The following is a 25179-nucleotide window of genomic DNA, read 5'->3' as shown; positions in this document are numbered from 1 at the left end:
CATCTGGGGCGGGACGAACGACATCAATGGGATGCCGGCTCCTGGCTGGGGGTCTCGCGATGCGCTGCCTCTGCCTGACCGGTTGCTTGCCGATTAACCCCGTTGGGCGCCCGATGACGTTGATGGAGGGGAGGGCGCATGGTGCGCCGGGAGATATCGATGAAGGCTCTTGTGCGTCAGTGTTCGGTAATGACGGCGACCGCGTTGCTGGTTGCCTGCGCCTCCCAACGGGACGGCAACAAAGAGGAGGAGGTCCGCAACCAGTCGCCAGGCCCTGCGGCTGCGAACGTGCGGGTGCCCACGATCGAAGAAGCCGTCGCCGCAGATGCGGCTACGCGCGCTATCGCCTCGCCGGCTGCGCCAGAGTTGCGCATGGTGAGGATTGCCCAGAAGGCAGCCTTTGCCCCGCCGTATTACCAGCTGCCGCCGGTCAACACGGAACGATATGAGCACAACAACGATAATCCCGTGCACCTGGTCGCGGAGCAGCCCGTGTCGACATTCTCCATCGACGTCGATACGGGGGCCTATGCGAACGTACGGCGATTTCTCAACGACGGGCAGTTGCCGCCGCAGGACGCAGTGCGTGTCGAGGAGATGATCAGCTACTTCGACTACCAGTACGCACCGCCGTCGACCCGCGAAACTCCGTTCAAGGTGACGACCGAGCTGGCGCATGCGCCGTGGAGCAAGGATGCATGGCTTCTCAAGGTCGGTATCAAGGGGTACGAGGTGTCGAACAGCGAACGGCCGCCGGCGAACCTGGTGTTCCTGATCGACGTGTCGGGATCGATGCAATCGCCTGACAAGCTGCCGCTGCTCAAGAATGCATTTCGTCTGCTGACCGATCAGTTGTCGGCGCGCGATCGTGTGTCGATGGTCGTCTACGCGGGCAGTTCCGGCGTGGTGCTCGAACCGACGCCCGGCAATCAGAAGCACAAGATCCTCCAGGCGCTCGATCGACTGGAAGCCGGTGGCTCGACGAACGGCGCCGAGGGCATCGAGCGCGCCTACCAACTCGCCAAGGAAGGGCACATCGACAGGGGCATCAATCGTGTCGTGCTCGCGACCGACGGCGACTTCAATGTCGGCACGGTGGATTTCGAATCGCTGGTCGACATGGCAGAGCGTCAGCGGGCATCCGACGTCGCGCTCACGACGCTCGGCTTCGGCACGGGCAATTACAACGACAAGTTGCTGGAGCGTCTCGCCGATGCGGGCAACGGCAACTACTCGTACGTCGATTCGCTGTCGGAAGCGCGCAAGGTACTGGTCTCCGAACTGTCCTCGACGCTGTTCACGATCGCGAAGGACGTGAAGATCCAGGTCGAATTCAATCCGGCGGAAGTGCTCGAGTACCGGCTGATCGGCTACGAAAACCGCATGCTCGCCCGCGAGGACTTCAACAACGACAAAGTCGATGCGGGCGAGATCGGCGCCGGCCACCGCATCACGGCGTTGTACGAGGTGGTGCCGGCGGGTGCGCAGGGACGCATCGACCCGTTGCGCTACGGTTCGACCGGGCAGTCATCGCAGGCGGGGAAGGGCGAGATCGCCAACGTGCGTCTGCGCTACAAACTGCCCGATGGCGAAACGAGTCAGTTGCTGGAATATCCGATCGCGCGCACGTCGCTGGTCAGTGCAGAAAAGGCATCCACCGATCTGCGTTTCGCTGCGAGCGTTGCCGCCTTCGGCCAGCTGCTGCGAGGCGGCAAGTACATGGAACAGTACGGCTACCCGGCCGTGGCGGCTCTGGCGAAAACGTCGCTGGGCGAAGATCGCGAAGGATATCGTCGCGAGTTCGTCTCGCTCGTCACGCTGGCTCAGTCGCTGACGCCGCAGGAAAGTGACGAGAAGGTCGGGCAGATCGGTCGTTGAAAGGCGAAGCGAAGAACTCCACGGGGGCACGGGGCAACACGGGGTGCGGAGGTAGAGTTGTCGGAGCCTGACTTTCACACTCTGGTCCCCGTGGATCCCCCGTGGATCCCCGTGGAGATTCTTTTCTCGTTCAACCTCCGCTACGCTCCATGGATCTGAAGGATGCGACCATCGATCGCATGAGTGATCTCGGCGATGCGAGTGCCCTGGCGGCGCCGCTCGGGCGCGTTGCGGCCTTTGCTGCAGCGCCTCCGGTTCAGGACGCGGACGATGATGCAGCGTTGATGCTGCGGTATCGCGACGGTGACATGCGCGCGTTCGAGTTGCTCTACAGCAAGCACAAAGGTGGGCTGTATCGGTATTTGCAACGGCTCTGTCACAACCCGGACGTTGCCAATGATTTGTTCCAGGAGGTGTGGAGCAAAGTGATTGCCACTCGCGAGCGCTACGAGCCGCGTGCTCAGTTCAATACGTTTCTGTTTCGCATCGCGCACAACTGTGCGGTCGATTATTTCCGGCGTGCCGGGCGCCAGCAGACCGGTCGCATGGAAGACGTGGGTGAGCTGGAAGAGAGTCTGCCCGATACGCCGGTGAGCCAGCCGGATACGCAGGTGTCTGAAATGCAGGTGCGTGCCTCCTTCAGGCAGGCGCTGGAGGATCTGCCGGCCGAGCAGCGCGAAGTATTCCTGTTGTACGAGGAAACGGGACTCAGTCTGGAGGACATCGGCCGGACCACCGGCGTGGCAATGGAAACGGCCAAGAGTCGCCTGCGCTATGCCTTCCGCAAATTGCGGACAGCGCTGCGTCACCATCAGCCCCGGATTGAGGACAGGCCTGCCGGCCAGGACATCGAACCGTGAACAGTCCATCCGACGACAAGGCGTTTGACGAGTATCTGGGACGCCGTTCGCGGGTGTCGCAGAACTATCGCGGCCTGCCGTCCGGTGAGGTGCCGGCGCATCTCGATCAGCAGATCCTCGCTCAGGCGCGTGCCGCCATTGCATCCGGCGCCGATGAGCTGGCGCGTGTCCGCGCGCGACGCAGGCGTTTGCTGCAATGGAGTGTGCCGGCCGCGGTCGCGGCCTCCGCGCTGCTCGTGGTGTCCATCGTGATCCGCAGCGGCGTCGAGCATGAAGTGACGCCAGCAGATTTCCCAGCAGATTTCCAGGCGGCGAAGCAGGTCCCCGCCAGTGCGCCCGCCGCACAGGTTGCGAAACCCGAAGCGGCTGGGACCTCCACCGAAGAGAGCGTGGTGCTCATCGCGCCGCCGCGCGACGCGGTCACCGAGTTTTCTTCCTATGCGCGAAAGCCATCACCCCGCGACGCTTCGCAGGCAAAGCGCACGGCTGCTGCGCAGCCACAGCAAGTGCCGGCAATGTCGCCGCCGACAGCAAGCGCACCGACACCCATGGCGCCACCGCCGCCGCAAGTGGCGGCGATGCAGGAGCGTGCGGTCATGGAAGCGGCCCGGCGCGAACAGGAAGAGCAGGTTGCGGTTACCGCGCAACGGCAGGAAACCGCGAAGCAGTCAGTGTCCGCGATGGCGATGCAACGTTCGCGCAGCATCGGCGAATCGGCGAACGTGGCGGATGCCCCCTTGAGCGTCGCTCGCCTGCACGCCGATCCGGACGACTGGCTGGAGCACATCCGCCAGTTGCGTCGCGACGGCCAGCAGGCAGCAGCGGATCGCGAATGGCAGCAGTTCGAAGCGACTTATCCGGATCATCCCGTCGCCGCGACGGATCTGGCGCGGACGAAGCAGGACAGTCGTTGACTGGTGCTCTGCGCCAGATCACGGCCGGGCGACAGCGGCAGTGCCACCAGGCTTAGTCGGCGCTGGCCGCAGCGATGCGGGGCAGGAGCAGGCTGACCTTGGTGCCTTTTCCCGGTGTGCTGTCGATCTGGATCAGCCCGCCGGCGCGCGTCACGATCTGGTGGACGATGGCGCACCCGAGGCCGGTGCCATGTTCGCCCTTGGTGGTGAAGAATGGTTTGAAGATGTTCTCGCGTGTCGCGTCGTCCATGCCGACGCCGGTGTCGGTGACGCTGATCTCGACGAACACGCCCTGTTCGCCGTCCGGGTCCTCGATGACGACGTCTTCGGCCCGCAGCGTGAGTTCGCCGCCCAGCGGCATGGCGTCGCGCGAATTGAGCACCAGGTTGAGCATCGTGCGTTCGAGCTGCGCCGAGTCCATGAAGATGCGGCTGACCGGTCGGTCCAGATCGCTGGTCAGCCGGACACGATTGCCCAGCAGCACCTGGAACATGCTGTGCATCGCCGTGATGGTTTTCGCGACATCGATGACCCGTGGCGAGACGGGCGTGTCCTTGCCGAACGACACGACTTCGTTGGTCAGGTGATTGCCACGCTGCAGGGTCTCGACGATTTTCTGCGAGTAGCGATCGGCATCGACCGGCAGGCCCGGTATCCGCTGGATCAATTCGGCGAATCCCATGGCGGCGCCGAGAATGCCGCGGAAGTCGTGTGCGATACCCGCAGCCATCCGGCCGACGGCTTCCATGCGATGCAATTCCATCAGGTGTTCTTCGTAGGCATCGAGCGTTACGCGGGTGTCCCTGCGTTTATGTTCCTGGTACAGGCGCGCGATGTTGTCGGCCACGGCGCTGGTGAAATCGCACTCAGCTCCCGTCCATTCGCGCGGTTCGCCGATGTGCTCGTGGCAGATGACACCGGCGACGCGGCCTTCGATGTAGAGCGGCGCATCCAGCAGCGAGGTGATGCCCAGCGGCTGCAGGTAGGAGCTGCCGAGTTCCTGCGTCAGCGAGGATTCATTGGCATGCGCTGCTGGCAGGGTGCGGCGCGAATACAGAGCCGCGAAATACCGGGGAAAATCCTGCTGACGCAGAATTGCCCCCTGGAAGATCTGCTGGCTGGAGCGCTGAAAGAGGTACTGGCAACGCAGCGCGCGACCCTCATCCACCAGTACCCAGACCCCGATGCGGTCGATGTTCAGGGTTTCTACTACACAGGTAGCCAGTTGCAGCCAGATCTCCTGCGGGGATCGGACGCCGCTCGCGTCGAGCCGGGCCAACTGCAGTCGCGCCTGTTCGAACAGGCGGGTCTGGTCGAAGGCGCTCGTCGCCGGAGTGTTATCAGAGACTTCCATGCGATTACGTTCCCCGCTTTTTCATTGACTCTACGCTTCGGTACCCGCACTGGCCAATAGCGGCAAGCCCGTGAAGCGTAGCGACACGATGAGCCTGGTCGCAGGCCCGGCGCTGTCGGGTAGAATCGCGGCCCCCACCCCTGCGAGTGCCGATTTGTGATTGAACGTGCGATCGAGAAGTTGCTGTTTTCCAGCCGCTGGATTCTTGCTCCGGTCTACCTGGGGATGTCGCTGGCGCTGCTCGCGCTGGGCATCAAGTTCTTTTTCGAGGTGTATCACCTGCTGCACACGATCCTGGAAGTTACCGAGGCCGATCTGGTGCTGCGGCTCCTTGCGCTGGTCGACCTGGTCCTGGTCGGCAGCCTGATCGTCATGGTCATGTTCTCGGGCTACGAGAACTTCGTGTCCAAGATCGACGTGAAGGACGGCGGCGACAACCTCGGCTGGCTCGGCAAGCTGGATGCGAGCAGCCTCAAACTGAAGGTGGCCGCTTCGATCGTCGCAATCTCGTCGATTCACCTGCTGCGGGCCTTCATGAGCATCGGCAACCAGCAGGTATTCGACGACACCGCGGGCACCAAGCTCATGTGGTTCGTGATCATCCATCTGACCTTCGTCGTGTCTGCCGTCATGATGGGCGTCCTCGACAAGATGTCGTTCGCGAGTCATCGCGACGACAAGCACTGAGCGGTGATTTACTCCCTCGGCGATCGCCGGATAGAAACTGTCGGCGACGACTATTTCGTCGCGCCCAGCGCCGATGTGATCGGCTCGGTGCGGCTCGGCCGCTGGGCCAGCGTCTGGTTCAACGCCGTGCTGCGCGGCGACAGTGACTGGATCGAACTCGGCGAGGGGACCAACGTGCAGGACGGTTCCGTGCTGCACACGGACTCCGGCACACCGCTGGTGCTGGGCGCGCATTGCACTGTAGGGCACCGCGCGTTTCTGCATACCTGCACGGTGGGTGATCATTCCATGATCGCGAATGGCGCGATGGTGATGGAGGGCGCGAGGGTCGGCAGCTACAGCATTGTCGCGGCCGGCGCCCTGGTGCTGCCGGGCAAGACGGTGCCGGATGGCGTCGTCGTGATGGGCAATCCGGCGCAGGTCGTGCGCGAGATCACGGAGAAGGACAGGCAGCGGGTGCTGCATGCTGCGCATCACTATGTCGGGAATGCGCAGAGGTACAGGGAAGAACTGCAAGCGACGAAGTGACGAAAGTCATCCGGGGTCGGAGTCTGCACCTTCGTCCCTTTCCTGACTTTCGTCAGCAGGGTCACTTCGCCGTCTTCTGCTCCGGCTCCACCCCCGTCGCGTAGAACTGGAGCGAAATCGAGTTCAGGCAATGCCGCTGATGGGTCGGCGGCGGACCGTCGTTGAACACGTGTCCCAGGTGCGCGTCGCAGCGCGCACAGCGAATTTCCGTGCGGACCATGCCGTGACTGCGATCCACGATCTCGGTGATGTGCTGCGGATCGAGCGGCTGATAGAAGCTCGGCCAGCCGGTGCCTGATTCGAACTTCGCATCGGCTTTATAGAGCGGCAACCCGCACAGCCGGCACGCATAGATCCCCGATTGTTTGTTGTTCAGCAGCGTGCCGCAGAAGGGCCGTTCGGTTCCCTGGTGCAGGATCACCTGCCGTTCCTCGGCTGAAAGATCTTTTGCGTACTGTTCGCGTTCTGCGTCGCTCAGCGGCCGCACGTCATAGCCGCTGGCGGATAGGGTGGTGTGTGGCATCTCATACCTCAGACGGATAGGTGGGCGGTCCCAGGGTTATCGCGGAACCATCGTGCTCGAAATCGGGAAGAACCCTGAGTCTGGTGGCGCTGGCGGACTATTCAACCGCCGCAGCGCCTCCGCAGGCAGTTCGCCTATCTTCCTTCCGCCCGCAGCTTGCTGTGGCGGTAGCCGTACGCCGCGTAGATGGAGAACCCCAGCGCCGACCAGATGCCAAGCCGCCACCAGGTGTCGGGCGGCAGGAACGCCATCATGGTCATGCACACCAGGGCCCCCAGCACACACGTCACCGGTGCGAACGGCACACGGAACGGCCGCGGCATGTCGGGCTTCGTATAACGCAGCACCAGCACGCCGATGCACACGCCGGTAAAGGCGAGCAGGATGCCGATGGAAATCAGCTCACCGAGCACATCGAGCGGGAGCAGGCCCGCAATGATGGCGGCGACGACGGTCGCGACGATGGTGGCGACATGCGGCGTGCGGTGGACCGGATGGATTTTCTTCCACGACGGCGGCAACAGACCGTCTTCGGCCATGGCGAGGAAAATTCGCGGCTGACCGAGCAGCGACATGAGGATGACCGACGTCATGCCGACGATGGCTCCGGTCTCGACCAGGGCGCCGAGCCAGGCAATCTGCGGATGTGCGTCCAGTGCGACGGCGACCGGGGCGGCCACATCCAGCGACGTGTACGGCACCATTCCGGTAAGCACTGCGCTCATCGCGATATAGAGCACTGCTGACACCCCGAGCGCACCGAGGATGCCCAGCGGCACGTCGCGCTGCGGATTGCGCGCCTCGCGCGCGGCGGTCGATGCGGTATCGAAGCCGATGTACGAGAAGAAAATGATCGCGGCGCCCTGGAACACGCCGCTCCAGCCGAACTCGCCGCGCTTGCCGGTGTTCTCCGGCAGGAACGGCTGCCAGTTCGCCGTATCGATGAAGCTGATGCCGGCGAGGATGAAGACGACGATGATGCCGACCTTGATGAACACCATGAAATTGTTGAGCCGGGCCGATTCCTTCACTCCGACGTAGCACACCCAGCCCAGGGCCAGCACCACCAGCACAGCTGGCATGTTGACCACTGCGCCGGTGAACCCGAGCCTGCCGCTCTCCGTCTTGCCCAATGGTGCGTTGATGAGGGCTTCGGGCAGGTGAATGCCGATCTTGGTGAGCAGGCTGGCCACGTACGCCGACCAGCCGACGGCGACGGCCGATGCGGACAGCATGTATTCCAGCGAAAGATTCCAGCCGATGAACCAGGCGATCGCTTCGCCCAGCGTCGCATAAGAATACGTATAGGCGCTGCCCGACACTGGAATCATCGCGGCAAACTCGGCATAGCAGATTGCGGCGAAGCCCGACCCAATGGCGGCGATGAGCAGCGCCAGCGTCAGTGCCGGCCCGGCATGGTTGGCAGCGACCGTCCCCGTCAGGATGAAAACGCCTGTACCTATCGTCGCGCCGAGGCCGATAGCCGTCAGCGATCGTGCGGTCAGGACCCGCTTGAGCGGTGGCGCGCTGTTCAGGTCGTTCACGATGGACTCAACGGAGCGTACGGCGAACAGTCGGCTCAGCAGGTTGGACATCGGCAGACCTCGTTGGAATTGTGCTGGTCGGCGGGGCCAGGGACGACAGACAGGCTACAGGCTCCCGACGGCGCTGAACAAGGACTCCGCCACCTGGCCACTTCCCCTTATCATTCCCGGGTGATTCAACCCCTGGCACCTGTTCCGTTCCCACCCACGCCGATTCCCAACAGTTACTGGGTTCGGCCGGGTCGCCTGCTCGCCGGCGAATATCCGGGACTTCCTGCGCCTGCCCCGACACTCGACCGTATACAACGCCTGCTGCGTGCGGGCGTGACTGCGTTCGTCGATCTGACCGCCGAGGGCGAACTCGCTCCGTATGTGCAGCTGCTGCCGGTCGATGGTTCGGTGACGCATCAGCGCTGGCCGATCCGCGATCACGATCTGCCGGAGTCGCCGCAGTACATGCAGCAGATCCTCGACGCCGTCGATGCCGCGCTTGCCGAGGGTCGCTGCGTCTACGTGCACTGTCGTGCCGGCATCGGTCGCACCGGCACGGTCGTGGGTTGTCACCTGATCCGCAGCGGCCTGGGTCCGGATGCTGCGCTGGAGTACCTGAATCAGCTCTGGTTGCAATGTGCGCGCAGCGAGAGCTGGTCCAGTGTGCCGGAGACGGATGAGCAGTACCGCTATGTCAGGGAGTGGCGCGAGGCTGGCCCGGTTGCACACGCCGTGGCTCCGGATCCCGAGGAGCGGCGCGAAGGTGCATTGATCGGGCTCGTTTGCGGCGACGGTTTGGGGGCGTTGGTCGCTGCTGGCCGCTACGATTTGCGGCAACTCGCACAGACAGACGTGCCGCCGTTGCAGCCCGGATTCGATGCGGCGACGACGCTGTGTGCCTTGAACAGTCTGCAGGAGCGGGCGGGACACGATGCCAGCGACCAGATGCAGCGCTATCTCGAGTGGTCCCGCAGCGCGCCGGCTGCGGAACTGCCGGCAGACTTCCGGCGTGCGCTCGCTGCCTGGCAATGGTCGAAGAAACCGAATGCGGGTTCGCACGATCCTGCCGATCGCAGTGCGCATTCGCTCGCCCGATCGCTGGCCGCTGCGTTGTACATGCATCGCGAAGCCGGTGCGGCAATCGAACTTGCAGCGGACATCTCGCGTACGACGCAGCAGTCGCCGATCGTGCTCGACATGTGCCGCTTGTGGGCGGCCATTCTTGTCGATGCATTGTCGGGCGTAGAGGTCGGCGAACTGCTGGCTCTGCGAGGAACGCCCGCGATCGTTTCGTTACAAGACCGCCGCCTGCGGCCGGAGGTCCGCGCGTTGCTGGATGGCGGCTGGCGCAATGTCGGGTCGAACGATGGCGATGTCATCGCGGTCGGCGTGCGGGCGTTGCGAGCACTCGATACGGGTCGCGATTTTGCCGCCGCGATGCAAATCGGCCTGGATGGCGCCGCGCCGTTGCCGACAGTCGGTGCGCTCACGGGAATGATCGCCGGCGCCTGCTTCGGTATCACCGCGATCCCGCAACGCTGGCGCGAAGCCGTGCCGCAGCTGCAGTCATTGCAGGCACTCGCCAGGTCATTTGCTTAAGTCATGGCGACGAAGAAGAAAAAGAAGGCCGTCCGAACCGCGACACGCAGCAAGGTGCGCGAACCGGCGTGGACGAAGCTCAGTGACACAGAGCTGCTGCAGAAACGTTTCTGCGACCTGCGCTTGTCCCTGCGCGGTACCGTGGTCGACCGGCACTGGAAGGAAGTGCAGAAGGATCTGGCAGGTCGCGGCATCCGCTTTCGTCCGCACCTGTGGCTGTCGGAGGAATGGTTCTCGCCCGACGGCGTGCCAGGCATCGCCGTGCCGTTCTACATGGCGCACCCGCGCCTCATGCGGCTCGAGCGGCTCATCATGGATGAAGTGGAGGGCGGCAACGCCAACTGGCTGACGCGCATCCTGCGTCACGAGGCCGCGCACGCACTCGACAACGCCTTCCGTCTGCGTCGGCGCAAAGGCTGGCGCAAGACCTTCGGCAAGTCGACGCGTCCGTATCCCGATGTCTATCGGCCGCGTCCGGCGAGTCGCGACTATGTGCTGCACCTGGGTCACTGGTACGCGCAGAGTCATCCGTCGGAGGACTTCGCGGAAACCTTTGCCGTGTGGCTGCAGCCGCGCGCCCGCTGGCGTCGTGATTACCAGGGCTGGCCGGCACTGAAAAAACTGGAGTACGTCGATTCACTGATGAAGGAGTTGCAAGGTGCCCGGCCGGTTGTCGACAATCGCGAACGTATCGAGCCGCTGAGCGAGGACACACGTACGCTCGCCGAGCACTACCAACAGAAGCGCGCGCGCTATGAACTCGATCGTCCGGGCGCCTACGACCTGCGACTGAAGCGAATCTTCGGCAAGCGCAGTCCGCTACGCCGGCATCTGCGCGCCAGCACGTTCGTGCGTCGCGTTCGCCCGCAGCTCGAGCGCCTGCTGATCCGGCGCTCGCGTCTGCATCCCTATCTCGTTCATCACGTGCTGCGCGTCGTGATCCAGCGCTGCCGCGATCTGGATCTCGTGCTCGAAACATCACAGCGCGATGCGAAGCGCGCCGTGCTGGGCGTGGTCGAGCGGATCATGATGGATATTCTGCGTCGAGACCGTGAGCGCTATGCATTGTGAGTAACAACAATCCATGAAACCACTTCGTGTGCTGGTGCTGATGCACGAGAGCCTGGTGCCGCCGCCGACCCTGCGCGGTCTGACCGTCAAGGAGATCGACGAGATCCGGACCGAGTTCGACGTGATGAGCGTGCTGGAAAAAGCCGGTCACACCGTGAAGGCGCTCGGCCTGCTCGACAACCTTTCCGACCTGCGCACGGGGATCACCGACTGGAAGCCGGACATCGCGTTCAACCTGCTCGAGGAATTCCAGGGCATCGTCACGTACGACCAGCACGTGGTGGCATTCCTGGAGTTGATGAAGCAGCCATACACGGGCTGCAATCCACGCGGCATGATGATCTCGCGCGACAAGGTGCTGTCGAAGCAGATTCTCGCGTACCACCGCATCCCGACGCCGGGCTTCGCGCTGTTCCGTCGCGGCCAGAAGTACAAACTGCCGCGCAAGCTCAAGCTGCCGCTGTTCGTGAAATCGGCGACCGAAGATGCGTCGCTGGGAATCTCGCAGGCGTCAGTGATTCGCGAGTCCGACAAACTCAAGGAACGCATCGAGTTCATCCATGAACAGACCAACTCCGATGCGCTGGTCGAGGAATACATCGAAGGTCGTGAGCTCTATGTGGGCGTGCTCGGCAACGACCGCCTGCGCACGTTTCCGATCTGGGAAATGGACTTCGGCACGCTGCCCGATGTGATGGCGGGCATTGCGACGCGCAAGGTGAAATGGGACCGCAACTACCAGAAGAAGCACGGCATCAGGACCGGCGCTGCGCCGACCCTGCCGGAAGGTGCGCCGGCCTATCTCGACAAGCTGTCGAAACGCATCTTCCGGGCGTTGCACATGAGCGGCTATGCGCGCATGGACTTTCGCATGCGGCCGGACGGCAGCGTCTTCGTGCTCGAAGCGAATGCCAATCCGAACATCAGTCACGCCGAGGATTTCGCGGAGTCGGCACGCGCGGCCGGCGTCGAGTACCCGACACTGCTGGAACAGATCATCCGCCTGGGCTGCAACTACCAGGCGGCGTGGCGGATCGACGAGTAGTCAGCGGTTTCTCTCCGAACAGTCGCTCCGCGATAGTCAGGTGACTGTTCGCTACGAAACTGAGATTACCCGCACCCACGCGCTGCGCCGGATCGCCCTGGGCAAGTGATCCTGGTCCCGGGAACCAGCATTCGCTGTAGCGGTTAAGGGCAATGCGCTGCCGTGAACTGCGTCGAGCGCGCCGGATCATCGAGTCATGCTACGTAGTCCCTCCCCATGGGCACCCGACCCCGAGCACAGCCTCCGTTGTGTATTGCGGGGATCGCTATGGCACTGGATTGCCTCGGAGCGGATACTGGAACGGTTGGTAACCTGCTCGATAACTCGAACGGCATTTCGCTGCCGCTGGGATTGAGCGATGCGCAAGCCGCGATCGGGTCATGCATTCGGGACCTTGGTCATTGCCGGGGTGTGCCTGCTGCTGGGTGCCTGCGCTTCAAAACCACTCGTCCCGTATTCGACCGACACGCCTCCGCTGGTGCTCGTGCCGGCTGCACAGGCCGGGGTCGCCGACAAGCGCGCACGCTTCCGTGAAATCTATTGCGCCGTACTCGAAGCGCGGCAGGGGTTGCCGGACCATCGGCCGTGCGAGGAAGTCTTGACGCGAGTTGGTGAAGAGCCCGCCGGGACGGGGCGGCCCGTCGACCTGGGAGCGTCGCGGCGGCACCTGATTGCAGCAGTCGTACCCGGTGTGGGGTTCGATTGCGTCGAGAAATGGCTGGCGTCGCCGGGCACGAGCACAGCGCACGTGCGCCAGTTCGGATACGACCAGGTGTTGATCAAGGTCGATGCGCTGTCCGGCACGTCGATCAATGCGCGTCAGATTCGCGATGCATTGCTCGCGATGCCTGAGGAGCCCGGCCCGGCGCGCATGGTGCTGCTCGGTTACTCGAAGGGCGCACCGGACATTCTCGAGGCGATCGTTACGTATCCCGAGATCCGCCATCGTGTGGCCGCCGTGGTCAGCGTGGCAGGGGCGGTCGGCGGATCGGCTCTCGCGAACGATGCGGAGCAGTACCAGGCCGACTTGTTGCGCCACTTCCCCGGCGCGAATTGCCAGTCTGGCGATGGCGGTGCCGTCGAGAGTCTGCGACCCGCGGTGCGCAGGCAATGGCTCGCCAGCAATCCATTGCCGAACGATGTTCGGTACTACTCGCTGGCGACGTTCCCGCAGCCGGAGCGCATTTCCTCGGTGCTGAAATCGAGCTATCGCAAACTCGCCCGCATCGATGCACGCAACGACAGCCAGGTGATCTTCTACGATCAGATCATCCCCGGCAGCGACCTGATGGCCTACATCAACGCCGATCATTGGGGGCTCGTACTGCCGATTGCACGCTCGCATGCAACCATCGGCGCACTCTTCGTCACCGAAAACGCCTATCCCCGCGAAGCACTTCTCGAAGCCGTCCTGCGCTTCGTCGAGGAAGACCTCTCGAACGAATGAACTCTCCCGATTGCGGGTCAACAGGAACCGACGCGATGCTGCATCCGGCACGGAACCAGGGTACACACACGACGCGAGGCCGCGTGTCCGCGGTGGGCGAGTCATCGAGGAAACGATGGCGGACAAGACTGCTGCTGCTTGCTCTTGGACTCGCTTGTGCCACGAGCCCGGCCTTCGCATGGGTCTATCCTGAGCACCGCGACATCGCCATTCTCGGTGTCGAAGCCCTCGATGCGGAACGCAAGGCGCAATTCGATCGACTCTGGACGGACGCGCGCACCGGTTACGAGAAGCGCCTGTGCGAGCAAGGCGCCGACAGCACACAGGGCGTGAACCCAGAGTGCATCGACTGGGCAGCGATGTCCGCGATCGCCGGCGATCATTCGTGCTCGAGCAAGCAGACGTTCGACACGGTCAGTTCTTCGGAATGGATCCTCGCGGTCGCCGAGGTCGCGGCGCAACTCAAGGTCGACCTGCTGCGGGTCTCGACAGCGGCGGCCGCCACGTCTCCAACGAGCGGCAGCGGCCTGATCGGTGGCTTGCGAAGTCAGGTGGAAAGCGAGGCCGTGAGGGCCGATCGCGTCAACGCATTGCGGATTGCGGATGTACGGTTACAGCGCGCCGACCCGGAGTACGCGACGCGGGCCGGATCCAACAATGCTCATTTCCTGCTCGCGCGACCCACAGTGGACTTCAGCGGGCGGGAATATCTTGAGTCCACGCTCCTTGCCGGGTCCGAGCTCAACGCCGTTGGTGTGTGGGGCCACTATCACTTGAGCGCCTTACAGAAGGCAACGCGGCTGGCGCGCGAGACCCTGACTGCGGAAGAACGCTCGGCGCTCGCTCGCGCCATGCTGGTCGATGAGGCGTTTGCGCTTCACTTCATGGAGGATGTCTTCGCAGCAGGGCACGTCGCCGGAACCTGGGGCGATGTGTCGCAGCGCAAGGGCACGCACGACTACTACAACGCCAGTGGCCTGGAAGTGCGTACCTGGCAGGGAGGCGAGAACACCGTCGTGCTGATGGGTGATGCGCACATGCATCCCGAGAATGCCGCGCGCGCTGGCGAAGCAGTGCGTCTCAGTCTCGAGCAACTGCTCGACACCGCGGCCGGGCGCTCGCGGCAGGTCAATCTTCCGTACACCCCGGCAGCTCCTGCCGAACCTGATGCGTTCGACGTGTGCGGGAACGACAGCCTCGGACACTGGCCCGTTGGACAACAGCCGACAGCCGAGGCCATCGAGCTGGGAGTCGAAGTCCTGGTGCTCACTCCGGTGCCGAGCCTGAATGCCGGACTCGGATCGATGCCGCGCTTCCGCGCCGAAGTCGGCCCGTTCATCGGCGCGGCTGGCTCGCTCGACGCACGCCATCTGGACGGCGGCTTTACGGGACTGGAAAGCGGCAATGGCTTCGTGGGTGGTGCGGACCTGTCGCTGCGCGTCGGCTATGGACTCGAAGGCGTGCTAGGCGAACAGGGAGACGGACTCATTTATTTTTCCGCAGGCTACAAGGGCGATACACCTTCCAGCAACGAGTTCAGCGAGAGAGCTGCTGAGACCGACGGCGCGGTTCTTGCCGCGATTCCGGGACGCACCGGATACACGATGCGAATGCGGATGCCGTTCTATCTTGTACCCGGCGATCTGCTGCTCCTGTCGCCGCTGTACCTGGTGTCGCCCAAGACCTATCAGGGCATGGCGATCACGGCGGCGAATGGCGGGCTGATTCCATGGCAGCTGGGCTGGGCGACACGCTTCGGCCGATTTCAATTCGTGCTGGGGCGTGAAATCGGTGCGACCTTTTATGGATACGGGTCGGACGACAGTCTGCTGGCGCCGGGCGCGCAGCCGGGCACGGGTCCGCGCGTGATCAGTTTCGAATCGACGTATCTGGAATTTCCGATCCTCGAGTACCGCCCATATCGGGCATTTGACACGACCCAGAGCTCTGCGCTGATCCTGCAGGTCTTCGGCGCCGTGGATATTCCGCACAAAGAGAATGTGATCACCCCGATGGGCGCTCCCGGTATTGAGCTGGATGAGGTGTATTCAATCGGAGTGCGACTCGTATTCGACTGGCGTCGTTACTTCTGACGCATTCCTGTGGGTTCTGCGGTGCCGGGCACCCAGATAGAGACGCCAGATAGAAAAAGGCCCGACGGCGATTGCTCGCAGCCGGGCCCGGGTTTTACCGATTAATTAAATCGGATCAGCGCACGGCGCCTTCAACCTTCACTTCGCCAGGGTTGTCGAGCACCTGCATGACGACGCGGCGGTTCGTGGCGCGTCCATCCGCCGTGGTGTTGTCCGCCACCGGCTGTGCTTCACCGTAGCCCTTGGCCGTCAGCTGGCTCGTCGCCACGCCCTGCTCGAGCAAGTGGGTGCGGACGGAGTCGGCACGCTGCCGCGACAGGGTCAGGTTGTAACGATCGGAACCGCTGCTGTCGGTGTGACCCTGCAGCTCGATCTTCAGGCGCGGATACTTCTTCAGACCCGTGGCCACCCCGTTGAGGACGGTGCGTGAGTCGGACGTCAGTTGCGCCGAGTTCGTTTCGAACGTCACGCCTTCCAGCGTGATCGAACCCTTGAGCGGGCAGCCGACGGTATCCACGGCGATGCCTGCAGGCGTTCCGGGGCACCGATCGATATCGTCAGTTACGCCGTCCTTGTCCGTGTCAGCTGGCGCTGGCGGCGGAGGCGGGGGCGTCGGTGCCGGCGGTGGCAGGGGGGTGGGCTCTGCGGCGCGAGCCTTCGGTGCGCCGAAGGAGTACTGGAAGCCCAGCGTGCCGATGTAATCCACCAGATGGCCTGCCGAGCCTGCATCGTCCCAGCGTGCCTTCAGGTCCGGGCGCAGCGCGAAGCTGCTCGAACCGTCCGCGCTTTCCCACGTGTTGATCAGCAGACCCACGCCGGCCTGTGTCATGAAGTCCGTCGCGTTCGAGCCGGGGCTGCGCTCGTTCTGTACCACGCCCAGACCTGCGCTCAGGTACGGAGATACCTTGCCGGCGCGATTGAAGACGCGCAGCAGGTCGAGAGAACCGCCGTACAGGCTCAGATCGCTGCGACCGGGGCCGCCGCCGATCTGTGAGCCGTTCAAATTCATTTCGATGCTCAGTGCGTCGCTGACATGCTTGCCGATGCCCAAGCCGTAGAGCCAGTCCTTGTCCTGCACGGGACGATCGTTGTCGACTGAAATGCCGCCGATCTGCGGCGTAACGTACCAGTGACCAACATTGTCCGCGGCGACTGCCGCGACGGGCGCGGCCAGTGCGCAGAATAAAGCTACTTGCTTCATCATTACCTCTTCGAATTTCTTGCAAAGTCTCGTCAGAAACGACCGCCTCAGCGATCGTCGGAGCGCATGTTCATGGCACGAGGGCTGCTGGGCAAGACCGAACTCACGAAGTACCGGATTACGGTACCCTAGAGTTCGCGATCCGAACCGTTTGACGAGGACGAGGCCATGAACGAGACCAAGCGCATGCTCGAAACCCTGAAGCGATGTCTGCGAGCCCGCGGCGTGACGTATGGCAGGCTGGGTAAAACGCTCGGATTGAGCGAGTCGTCCGTGAAGCGTCTGTTCGCCGACGAATCGTTCACGCTGTCGCGCCTGGAGCGCGTCTGCAGCGCGCTTGACATGAGCGTTGCAGATCTTGCGCGAATGACTACCGGCGCGGCCTCGCAGCGAGACGTGCAGGAGCAGCCCTACAGCCTGACGCTCGAACAGGAGCGCACCCTGGCGAGCAATGCGTCGCTGCTCGCATGCTTCTACCTGCTCTTGAACGGCCGCTCTGTTACAGATACGGGCGAGAGGCTGGGCCTGTCGCAGCGGGCGATGCGCACGTTCCTCAATCGTCTGTCGGCAGCGCGACTCATCGATACCGATGCCGGATACAACGTGCGATTGCACGCGCGCCTGCCGATCGCGTGGCGTCCGGAAGGGCCGGTGCGGAAGCTGTATGAGCGTCAGGTGCGCGCAGAGTTCCTGCAGGGTGCGTTCGCGGCAAGCAACGAGGCGCTGAGCTTCCATTCGGCCGAGCTGTCGCCGGCGTCGGTGCGCATCCTGTTACGCAAGATCGAGAAGCTGGCCGCGGACTTCGCCGATCTCGCGGCGCTCGATAACCAGGTGCCGTCGCGCGACAAGACCAGCATTGCGCTATTGCTGGCCTGCCGGCCGTGGGTGTTCTCGATGTTCTCCGCGTATCGGACGCGGGTAAATCGGTGACTGGCTAACTGGCTAGCCGGCCAACTGGCCAACCGGCTAACCGGCTAACCGGCTAACCGGCTAACCGGGTAACTGGCTAACTGGCCAACTGGCTAACCGGCCAGCTGGCCAGATGCCTTCTGCTCCAGCCAGTTGGCCGGTTGGCCGGTTGGCCGGTTAGCCCCTGCTTCCGTCATTCTGCTTTTTTCTGCGTCCACTCGCCGAGCCACATCAGCACTTCCTGATGCCATTGCACGCTGTTGGCGGGCTTGAGAACCCAGTGGTTCTCATTCGGGAAGAACAGCAGGCGGCTCGGGATGCCACGCCGCTGCAGCGCCGTGAATGTTCCGATGCCCTGCGTGTCAGGAACGCGGAAGTCCTGCTCGCCCTGGATCACCAGCATCGGCACCGACCATTTGGCGACCAGGTTCACGGGATTGAATTTTTCGTAGTTCTCGGGAACTTCGTAGTAGGGGCCGCCGTGTTCCCATTCGTCGAACCACAGTTCTTCGGTCGTGTAGGCCATGCCGCGCGCGTCGAAAATGCCGTCGTGGTTCACGAGGCATTTGAACGGCTCCTGCCAGTTGCCGGCAATCCAGTTGACCATGAAGCCGCCGTAGCTGGCGCCCAGCGCGCAGGCGCGGTCGGCGTCTATCCACGGATACTTCGCGAGTGCAGCGGCAAGGCCCTTCTGCAGATCCTCCAGCGGCTTGCCGCCCCAGTCTTGCGAGATCGAGTCCGTGAACGCCTGGCCGTAGCCGGGCGACCCGTGAAAATCGATGAAGACGGCTGCGTAGCCTGCGCCTGCATAGGTCTGCGGATTCCAGCGATAGCTCCAGGCATTGCCGAACGACACCTGCGGACCGCCGTGGATGATGAAGGCCAGCGGGTACTTGCGCTGCGGATCGAAGCCAGCCGGCTTCATCACGTGGCCATATACGGTTTCGTCGTTGGCGCCGACGAAGGTGAATTGCTCCGGTTCGCCGAGCTGCACTTCGCTCAAGGCCTGTGCATTGATGCGCGGCAGGTCACGCAGATCGTTGCCCTTCATGGTGAGCGCATACAGCTCTGACGGTGACTTGAGCGAGGCCAGCGAAAAAACGATCTCGCGCTCGCCGATGGAGAACGAGTCGACGTGTCCCGGGCCCGTCAACATCGTCGGCTTGCCGGTCTTCACATCGATCGACCACAGCGGGTGCTGGCCGAAATTGTCGGCGGTTGCATAGAGGGTCTTGCCATCGTGGGAAAAATCGATCGCATCGACGGAGCGATCCCAGGTCTGGGTAAGCGCGCGGCGTTGGCCACTCTTCATGTCCTGGATCACGACATGGAAGCGATCGGCTTCGAAGCCCGGTCGTTCCATGGCGCGCCATGCCAGCTGCGAGCCGTCGCGCGAGAAGACCGGTTGCGTATCCCAGGCAGGATTGTCGGCCGTGAGGTTGCGCGGTTCGCCGCCGTCGCTGGCCACTTCGTACAGATCGAAGTTGGTCGACAAGGGTTCCAGCTTGCCTTTGAGGCGCGCTGTGAAGACGACCTTCGAGCCGTCCGGCGAGAACGTGTATTCCGACGCATCGCCGAAAGGTCTGGAAGGCACGTCGGCATCGAGCGATCCGGAAAGCGACAACGGTTCGCCCTTCACTGCGCCGTTCTCCAGTGTCAGCACGAAGAGTTGTGAAATACGGCCGTCCGTCCAGGTATCCCAGTGCCGGATGAAGATCCGGTCATGAACCATTCCTGCGGCCTTGGACCTGGATTTCTCGTCCAGGCGCCTCGCCGTGCACGCAAGGTCGGCGCAGTCGGGAAAGACGTCGAGCGACACGGCCAGTTTGCTGCCGTTGGGCGAGAGCTTGAACGTGCCGACGTCCAGCGGCAGGCGCGTCACTTGTTCGGACTCACCCCCGGTGCTGCCCAGTCGCCAGACCTGGCTCGAGCCGCTGCGGCTGGAGAGGAAGTACACGTAGCGGCCATCGCCTGACCACTGTGCGCTGCTGTCGTTTTCGGCATGCGACGTGAGGCGGTGCGGTTGTGCGCCCTTGGTGACGACATCCAGCGCCCACAGATCGCTGCGTCCGCGATTCGCGTCCATGTCGGTTTCACGCACGGTGAAGGCGACAGTCTTGCCGTCCGGCGAGAGTGCCGGCTCGGACACGCGGTTCAATCGGACGAGATCGTCGACGGAGAAGGGACGCTTGGCCTGCGCAAATGCAGCAGGGGCGAGCAGCAACGAAGCGAGCAGGGCACTGGCGGCGCGCAAAGGAATCATGCAGAAACTCCCGGAAAAGAACCGGCGAAAGAATGTCACAGGGAAGCGGGAAGAGAAAGGAACCTGGGGAGGTGGAGGTTTCACACAGAGATCAGAGAGATCTCTGTGTGAAATCCTGTCTCTTACTTCCGTTCGCTGAACACGGCGAAGGCGCTTGTATACCCGTGCAGGTAGGTCGAGTTCTGGACGGGTCCGATTTCCCCGTCGCCGAAGAAGCCGCCGATGGGGACGTCGGCGATCAGGCGGCGAAAGGCATTGCTGTCGTGATCGGTCTGACCGTACAGACCGTAGCCGCGTCCGGAGCAGGAGAACAGCAGAGCGCCGGTCGACGGCCCGGAGAGTGTCGAGGTCTTGTAATGAGTGAGTGCCCGTTCGAGATCGTAGGCGGAGGTCGCAGCGTCGCGCAGATGAAACTGCACCACGCTGTTGGTGGGCACATGCGCATTGACCCATAGCGCGCCGCTTTGCGGATCCATGCCGAGGATGTTGCGGATCAGGAAGTCGCCCGGCACGTACTGGCTGGCATCCGCACGCATGGCCATGCCCAGGAACAGCGAGTCGGTGAGCAATTCGCGATCCAGGGGTGGCAATCGTTCGAACAGCGTTCCCAGTACGTCGCGTGGCACCCGGCCGTCCAGTTCGCGAATCAGATTCTCGTGCGCGAGCGTGACGAACATTGGATCGCCGATCGGCCGGCACCCCTGAGCGACCACGGGGTCGATCTGCACATTGCCCGTCAGTGCGAGTGCGATGGCGCCGGAGCGATGAATCTCATTGCCGAGATACAACGCGCTGCCGCCGACCTGGCGTGCGCCACTCGCGAGTCCGCCCACCTTCGTCGCACTCGGATAGACGCGATCCAGACCCTTCACGAAGGTTTCGGTTTCGAAGCTGAAAGGGTCGGCGAGGATCAGGAACGAGGGTTGCTGACTCGCCGTCAGGTGCATCGTGTCTTCCCAGACGTGCGGTTCGGCATAGACCGGCGGCACCTGTGCCGCATCGAGGTGTACGCCTTTCATTCGCACGCCCGGCAGCGTCGCGCCGGTCAGTGACAGGCAGGGGCCATCCTCGATCTCGCGTCCGCCCCCGATCACGCCGACGGCGCAGCAGCCGAAGAGATAGCTGCTTTCGAACTCGCGCAGCAACAGATACGAGAGTTCCTCGAAACGCGCGGCGTGATGGGCGCTGACGAATACGGTCAGCAGATCGGGTTCGCAATTACCCAGGCCCTTGAAGATCTTTGCGGCGGCATGCGTTACGGCCGTAGACAGCAGCGCGTCGGTGTCGATGACGGAGGCCCAACGCATAGTGGTCGACGATCCAGGGTGAGTTCACGGGTGAGTTCGCGAGTGCCGGTTGATTCTAGCGAGCACCAGCGCGCTTGTCCGTCGTGCGTTCTACGGGTTGTGCGGTTGTCGGCAGTCCGATGACTCCCATTCGATCGGGATCATCGGCTCAGTTCATCACGTGCGCCGGCGATCCATTCGCCGAGCGCAGCATCGCCGAGAACCTGCGTGACGTACGCTGTGGCCGCATCGGACAACGTCGCGCCATAGGTGTGGAAGCGCAGTACAACAGGCGCGTACATCGCATCGGCCGCGGAGTAGTCGCCGAACAGCCACGGGCCGCGGGCGGCATACCGGCGGCGACAGTCCTGCCAGAGTTCATCGATCCGGGCGACATCCTTCAGACCCGCCGGCGGCAGCGCGACGTTGGGAAGGATGCTGGCGGCCTGCATGGGCCAATGCTCGCGCAACGCGGAAAAGTCGGAGTGCATCTCCGCGCTGATGGATCGTGCATGCGCGCGCTGTGCCGGATCGGCGGGCCAGGCGCGCGCGCCGGACTTTTCATGCAGGTATTCCATGATCGCCAGCGAATCCCAGACGTGAGTGTCGCCATCGATCAGCGCCGGAACGCGGCCGGAGGCAGAGTACTGGCGTATCGCTGACGCGAATTGCGGCGTGTCCAGCTGCAGGGCCACTTCGCGGAACGGCAGATCGAGGTGCCGCAGCAGGATCCACGGTCGCAGCGACCAGCTCGACAGGTGTTTGTCGCCGATGACGAGAGTCAGCATGGGTCGATTCCAGAACAGAAAGTGCCGGGCAGTATCATGCATGGCCGCGCCTCACGGCAAAGGTAAAGAGTGAATGCCGCGGGGCTTTTTCTTTACACTGTGGGCCCCGGTTGCAGCCGATATCCCGCGTATGTCCGACCTTCATCTGTCCACGCTCGCCGTCCGCGCCGGCCAGGTTCGCACTCATGAAGGCGAACATTCCGAACCGATCTTCGCTACGTCGAGCTATGTCTTCCGCAATGCGGCGGAGGCAGCCGCGCGCTTCAGCGAAACCGAGAAGGGCAACATCTACTCGCGTTTCACCAATCCCACCGTGCGTTGCTTCGAAGAGCGGCTCGCGGCGATGGAGGGCGGCGCGTCCTGTGTCGGCACCGCGTCCGGAATGGCCGCCATCCTGGCCACGTGCATGGCGCTGCTCAAATCGGGTGATCACATCATCTGTTCCGACAGCGTCTTCGGTTCGACCATTGGTCTGATCAATCGCTACCTGGTGAAATTCGGCGTCGAGGTCACGTACGTGCGTCCCGACGACAACAACGCATGGCGCAACGCCATGAAGGACACCACGAAGCTGCTGTTTCTGGAAACACCGTCGAATCCGCTCGCCGTGATCGCCGACATTCGCGCGATCGCCGATATCGCTCACGCGCAGGGCGCGTACCTGATCGTCGACAACTGCTTCTGCACACCCGCGCTGCAACGGCCGTTCGAGTTCGGTGCGGATCTCATCATTCATTCGGCCACCAAGTTCCTCGATGGCCAGGGTCGCTGCGTCGGTGGCGCCGTCGTCGGCAACCAGCAACTTGTCGGCACGGAGATCTTCAACTACATCCGCTCGGCCGGGCCCAGCATGAGCCCGTTCAATGCCTGGGTCTTCCTCAAGGGGCTCGAAACGCTGGAGTTGCGCATGCGTGCTCATTCGAGTGCGGCGCTCGACCTGGCGCGCTGGATGGAGCAGCAGCCCGGCATCGCCAGGGTGTATTACGCAGGCCTGGAGTCGCATCCACAGCACGCGCTGGCGCGCAGCCAGCAGTCAGGCTTCGGCGGCATCATTGCGTTCGAGGTCGAGCGCGCACGCGACGGCGCCTGGGCCTTCATCGATGCGACCCGCCTGATGTCCATCACTGCCAATCTCGGTGACACCAAGACGACGATCACGCATCCCGCCAGCACGACGCATGCACGCATCACGCCCGCGGAGCGTGAACGTGCCGGCATTCGCGAAGGCCTGCTGCGCATCTCCGTCGGTCTCGAAAACCTCGACGATCTCAAGGCCGATATCCAGCTCGGTCTCGCGGCGGTACGGTGCTGAACAAGAGCAGCACGAGAGAAGTGCAGGTACACAGAGGAGCACATAGGAAACAAAGGAGCACAAAAGCTCGGATATGACTGAATTTTTCTGTGCTCTTTTGTGATCCCGTTTGTGCTCCTCTGTGTACCTGCCTTTTCTGCGACTTTGTCTCCGATGAAAACACTCCGCGCTCTCTGTTTCGATCTCGACGACACGCTCTGGGAAGTGTGGCCGGTCATTCGCAAGGCCGAGCAGGCGATGTACGACTTCCTGCTCGAGCGTTATCCGCGGGCGGCCGAGGCGATGACGATCGAAGCGATGCGGGATGCGCGGGCGCGGATAGCGCTCGACTACCCGCACATGGCGCATGACTTTACGTTCCTGCGGCAGCAGGCGCTGCGCGAACAGGCAGCGGCTTGCGGCTATCCGGAAGTCATGGCGGACGAGGCGTTCGAGGCCTTCATCGCTGCCCGGAACCGGGTGGAATTGTATGCAGACGTACGTCCGGCACTACAGGTGTTGCAGGGACGATACCGGCTGTTCACGGCCAGCAATGGCAACGCCGATCTCGGCCGGATCGGGCTGTCGCATCTGTTCGAGCGCAGTGTCGCCGCCCGTCAGGTCGGCGTCCTCAAACCGGCCGCTGCGGTCTTCCTCAAGGTCCTGGAGGGAACGGATCTTGCCGCCGCCGAGGTCATGTACGTGGGCGACGATCCGCACCTGGACGTGGAGGGTGCCCGCGCAGTTGGCATGTCTACGGCCTGGGTCAACCGGACCGGCGCGGCCTGGCCGGAGGACATCGAGCCTGCCACGTATTCTGTTACATCGCTGTCCGAACTGGTGGCGGTGCTCGAAGTCAGTGCATCCGTGGGTTGAAAAGCTGCAACGCAGAGCAATCTGCGACCTCGACCAGATGCCGTTGACACGTTCGCGTGGCTGCTCCGGAGCGTGATTTGTATTCCATGAATTCAACGGCCTGCACCTATTTGCCTTGATTCTGCCTTTGGCGTAGATTTCGCGCGGTTCGTTGCCTTTGCCTGCTTTTTTCTCTGGCTTGGCCAGCCGGGTCATTGACGACCCAACGTTTCGGCCAACTTCTGAAAAATCCGACGAGACCGCGAACGTTAGGCCTGGGACCAAAACCTTCGTGCTGTGAGGACACAGCCATGCAGGGGGAGGAGCCCGTTTGTAACCAGGCCTCGTGTGTTCGCTCGTCCTTGACCGGCGGTCGCGCTCGAGGCTTTTTTCAGAGAGAGCTTGTCCTTTTATGACGAAAATCTACGTTGGCAATCTGCCTTTCACAGCAACAGAACAGGACGTACGCGCATTGTTCGAAGCACACGGCGCCGTGCAGTCCGTGGCACTGATCAACGATCGTGAAACCGGTCGTCCGCGCGGCTTCGGCTTCGTTGAGATGTCGAGCTCCGATGCACAGCGCGCCATCCAGTCCCTGAACGGCAAGGACATGGGCGGTCGTCCACTGCGCATCAACGAAGCACAGGAACGCCAGGGCGGCGGCGGTGGTGGTGGCGGCGGTCGCGGTCCTCGCGGCGGCGGCGGTGGCGGCCGCTGGTAATCACCAGCTGCAGCATTCGCTGATTGAAGACCCCGCGGTGCGCAAGTGCCGCGGGGTTTTTCTTTTCGTGGAGAGAAGAATTTACACAGAGAACACAGAGAACACAGAGTTACAGAAGGAGGGATTGAAAGATCGTCGTTTTCTGCCTCTGTGCACTCTGTGATCTCTGTGTGAAATCCTGTTCTTGGCACTCCCGCCACCCTGCTGCTAAGCGCCACCCGCGACGTTCGTCACAGACCTTGCTGCATATCCGCGGCATTTAATCGCGGGAACCGTCGTGCCGATTACAGGATTAAGGAAATTGGTCGACTGAAGAATGGAGACAGTCACG

Annotated in this window: 21 protein-coding genes; 14 read left to right on the top strand and 7 right to left on the bottom strand. The window is 63.0% G+C overall.

Going from position 1 to position 25179, the window contains the following annotated elements:
• The first annotated feature begins 159 nt into the window (after positions 1-159).
• The 3 genes from VIZ63_RS09610 (at position 160) to VIZ63_RS09600 (ending at position 3652) form a co-directional block, all read left to right on the top strand.
• On the top strand, positions 160-1878 hold the full coding sequence (locus VIZ63_RS09610; RefSeq protein ID WP_331609354.1) for a VWA domain-containing protein: 1719 nt from the start codon (positions 160-162) through the stop codon (positions 1876-1878).
• 149 nt (positions 1879-2027) lie between these two features.
• Positions 2028-2738: an RNA polymerase sigma factor gene (locus VIZ63_RS09605; RefSeq protein WP_331609353.1), complete on the top strand. Its 711-nt coding sequence runs from the start codon at positions 2028-2030 to the stop codon at positions 2736-2738.
• Positions 2735-3652 carry a hypothetical protein gene (locus VIZ63_RS09600; RefSeq protein WP_331609352.1) on the top strand — a complete coding sequence of 306 codons (918 nt, stop codon included), beginning with the start codon at positions 2735-2737 and terminating at the stop codon, positions 3650-3652. The genes VIZ63_RS09605 and VIZ63_RS09600 overlap by 4 nt, the downstream gene beginning before the upstream one ends.
• A gap of 52 nt (positions 3653-3704) precedes the next feature.
• On the opposite strand, the gene VIZ63_RS09595 is transcribed toward VIZ63_RS09600, so the two are convergent.
• The gene (locus tag VIZ63_RS09595; RefSeq protein WP_331609351.1) at positions 3705-5006 is read right to left on the bottom strand and encodes an ATP-binding protein; all 1302 of its coding nucleotides are present in this window, start codon (positions 5004-5006) and stop codon (positions 3705-3707) included.
• 159 nt (positions 5007-5165) lie between these two features.
• Here VIZ63_RS09595 and VIZ63_RS09590 point away from each other — a divergent pair, with 159 nt between their 5' ends.
• Both VIZ63_RS09590 and VIZ63_RS09585 read left to right on the top strand, forming a co-directional pair.
• Positions 5166-5693, top strand: coding sequence for a TIGR00645 family protein (locus tag VIZ63_RS09590; RefSeq protein ID WP_331609430.1), 528 nt, complete (start codon positions 5166-5168; stop codon positions 5691-5693).
• Positions 5694-5696: 3 nt separating this feature from the next.
• On the top strand, positions 5697-6221 hold the full coding sequence (locus tag VIZ63_RS09585) for a gamma carbonic anhydrase family protein (RefSeq protein ID WP_331609350.1): 525 nt from the start codon (positions 5697-5699) through the stop codon (positions 6219-6221).
• Positions 6222-6282: 61 nt separating this feature from the next.
• Here VIZ63_RS09585 and msrB read toward each other — a convergent pair whose 3' ends face one another.
• Entirely contained in the window at positions 6283-6744 is a 462-nt protein-coding gene (gene msrB, locus VIZ63_RS09580; protein ID WP_331609349.1) for a peptide-methionine (R)-S-oxide reductase MsrB, read from the bottom strand.
• Positions 6745-6878: 134 nt separating this feature from the next.
• Positions 6879-8330: an amino acid permease gene (locus VIZ63_RS09575; protein WP_414703782.1), complete on the bottom strand. Its 1452-nt coding sequence runs from the start codon at positions 8328-8330 to the stop codon at positions 6879-6881.
• 129 nt (positions 8331-8459) lie between these two features.
• Here VIZ63_RS09575 and VIZ63_RS09570 point away from each other — a divergent pair, with 129 nt between their 5' ends.
• The 5 genes from VIZ63_RS09570 (at position 8460) to VIZ63_RS09550 (ending at position 15534) form a co-directional block, all read left to right on the top strand.
• A complete protein-coding gene (locus VIZ63_RS09570; RefSeq protein ID WP_331609347.1) occupies positions 8460-9878 on the top strand; it encodes an ADP-ribosylglycohydrolase family protein in 1419 nt (472 codons plus the stop codon).
• Between the two features lie 3 nt (positions 9879-9881).
• Complete coding sequence (locus tag VIZ63_RS09565; protein ID WP_331609346.1) at positions 9882-10949, top strand: putative zinc-binding metallopeptidase; 1068 nt, start codon at positions 9882-9884, stop codon at positions 10947-10949.
• Positions 10950-10962: 13 nt separating this feature from the next.
• Positions 10963-11994 carry a hypothetical protein gene (locus VIZ63_RS09560; protein ID WP_331609345.1) on the top strand — a complete coding sequence of 344 codons (1032 nt, stop codon included), beginning with the start codon at positions 10963-10965 and terminating at the stop codon, positions 11992-11994.
• A 358-nt stretch (positions 11995-12352) separates the two neighbouring features.
• Positions 12353-13441 carry a hypothetical protein gene (locus tag VIZ63_RS09555; protein ID WP_331609344.1) on the top strand — a complete coding sequence of 363 codons (1089 nt, stop codon included), beginning with the start codon at positions 12353-12355 and terminating at the stop codon, positions 13439-13441.
• Between the two features lie 35 nt (positions 13442-13476).
• On the top strand, positions 13477-15534 hold the full coding sequence (locus tag VIZ63_RS09550) for a hypothetical protein (protein WP_331609343.1): 2058 nt from the start codon (positions 13477-13479) through the stop codon (positions 15532-15534).
• A gap of 115 nt (positions 15535-15649) precedes the next feature.
• Here the strand turns inward: VIZ63_RS09550 and VIZ63_RS09545 are convergent, their stop codons facing one another.
• Complete coding sequence (locus tag VIZ63_RS09545) at positions 15650-16735, bottom strand: OmpA family protein (RefSeq protein ID WP_331609342.1); 1086 nt, start codon at positions 16733-16735, stop codon at positions 15650-15652.
• 168 nt (positions 16736-16903) lie between these two features.
• Here VIZ63_RS09545 and VIZ63_RS09540 point away from each other — a divergent pair, with 168 nt between their 5' ends.
• Positions 16904-17665 (top strand): helix-turn-helix transcriptional regulator, encoded by a 762-nt coding sequence (locus VIZ63_RS09540; RefSeq protein WP_331609341.1) that lies wholly within the window; start codon positions 16904-16906, stop codon positions 17663-17665.
• A 172-nt stretch (positions 17666-17837) separates the two neighbouring features.
• On the opposite strand, the gene VIZ63_RS09535 is transcribed toward VIZ63_RS09540, so the two are convergent.
• The 3 genes from VIZ63_RS09535 to VIZ63_RS09525 all read right to left on the bottom strand — a co-directional run bounded on the left by VIZ63_RS09535 (position 17838) and on the right by VIZ63_RS09525 (position 22023).
• Positions 17838-19907, bottom strand: coding sequence for a S9 family peptidase (locus VIZ63_RS09535; protein ID WP_331609340.1), 2070 nt, complete (start codon positions 19905-19907; stop codon positions 17838-17840).
• Between the two features lie 122 nt (positions 19908-20029).
• Positions 20030-21214 (bottom strand): FIST signal transduction protein, encoded by a 1185-nt coding sequence (locus tag VIZ63_RS09530; RefSeq protein WP_331609339.1) that lies wholly within the window; start codon positions 21212-21214, stop codon positions 20030-20032.
• A 140-nt stretch (positions 21215-21354) separates the two neighbouring features.
• Entirely contained in the window at positions 21355-22023 is a 669-nt protein-coding gene (locus tag VIZ63_RS09525; RefSeq protein ID WP_331609338.1) for a glutathione S-transferase family protein, read from the bottom strand.
• 88 nt (positions 22024-22111) lie between these two features.
• Between VIZ63_RS09525 and VIZ63_RS09520 the strand changes: the two genes are divergently transcribed.
• From VIZ63_RS09520 to VIZ63_RS09510, 3 genes are all read left to right on the top strand, one after another.
• Entirely contained in the window at positions 22112-23293 is a 1182-nt protein-coding gene (locus VIZ63_RS09520) for an O-succinylhomoserine sulfhydrylase (RefSeq protein WP_331609337.1), read from the top strand.
• 153 nt (positions 23294-23446) lie between these two features.
• The gene (locus VIZ63_RS09515; protein WP_331609336.1) at positions 23447-24148 is read left to right on the top strand and encodes an HAD family hydrolase; all 702 of its coding nucleotides are present in this window, start codon (positions 23447-23449) and stop codon (positions 24146-24148) included.
• 391 nt (positions 24149-24539) lie between these two features.
• A complete protein-coding gene (locus VIZ63_RS09510; RefSeq protein WP_331609335.1) occupies positions 24540-24848 on the top strand; it encodes an RNA-binding protein in 309 nt (102 codons plus the stop codon).
• Positions 24849-25179: the final 331 nt, after the last annotated feature.

Source organism: Povalibacter sp. (genome assembly GCF_036520495.1).
Taxonomy (GTDB): domain Bacteria; phylum Pseudomonadota; class Gammaproteobacteria; order Steroidobacterales; family Steroidobacteraceae; genus Steroidobacter.
This window is presented reverse-complemented; position numbering and strand designations above follow the sequence as displayed.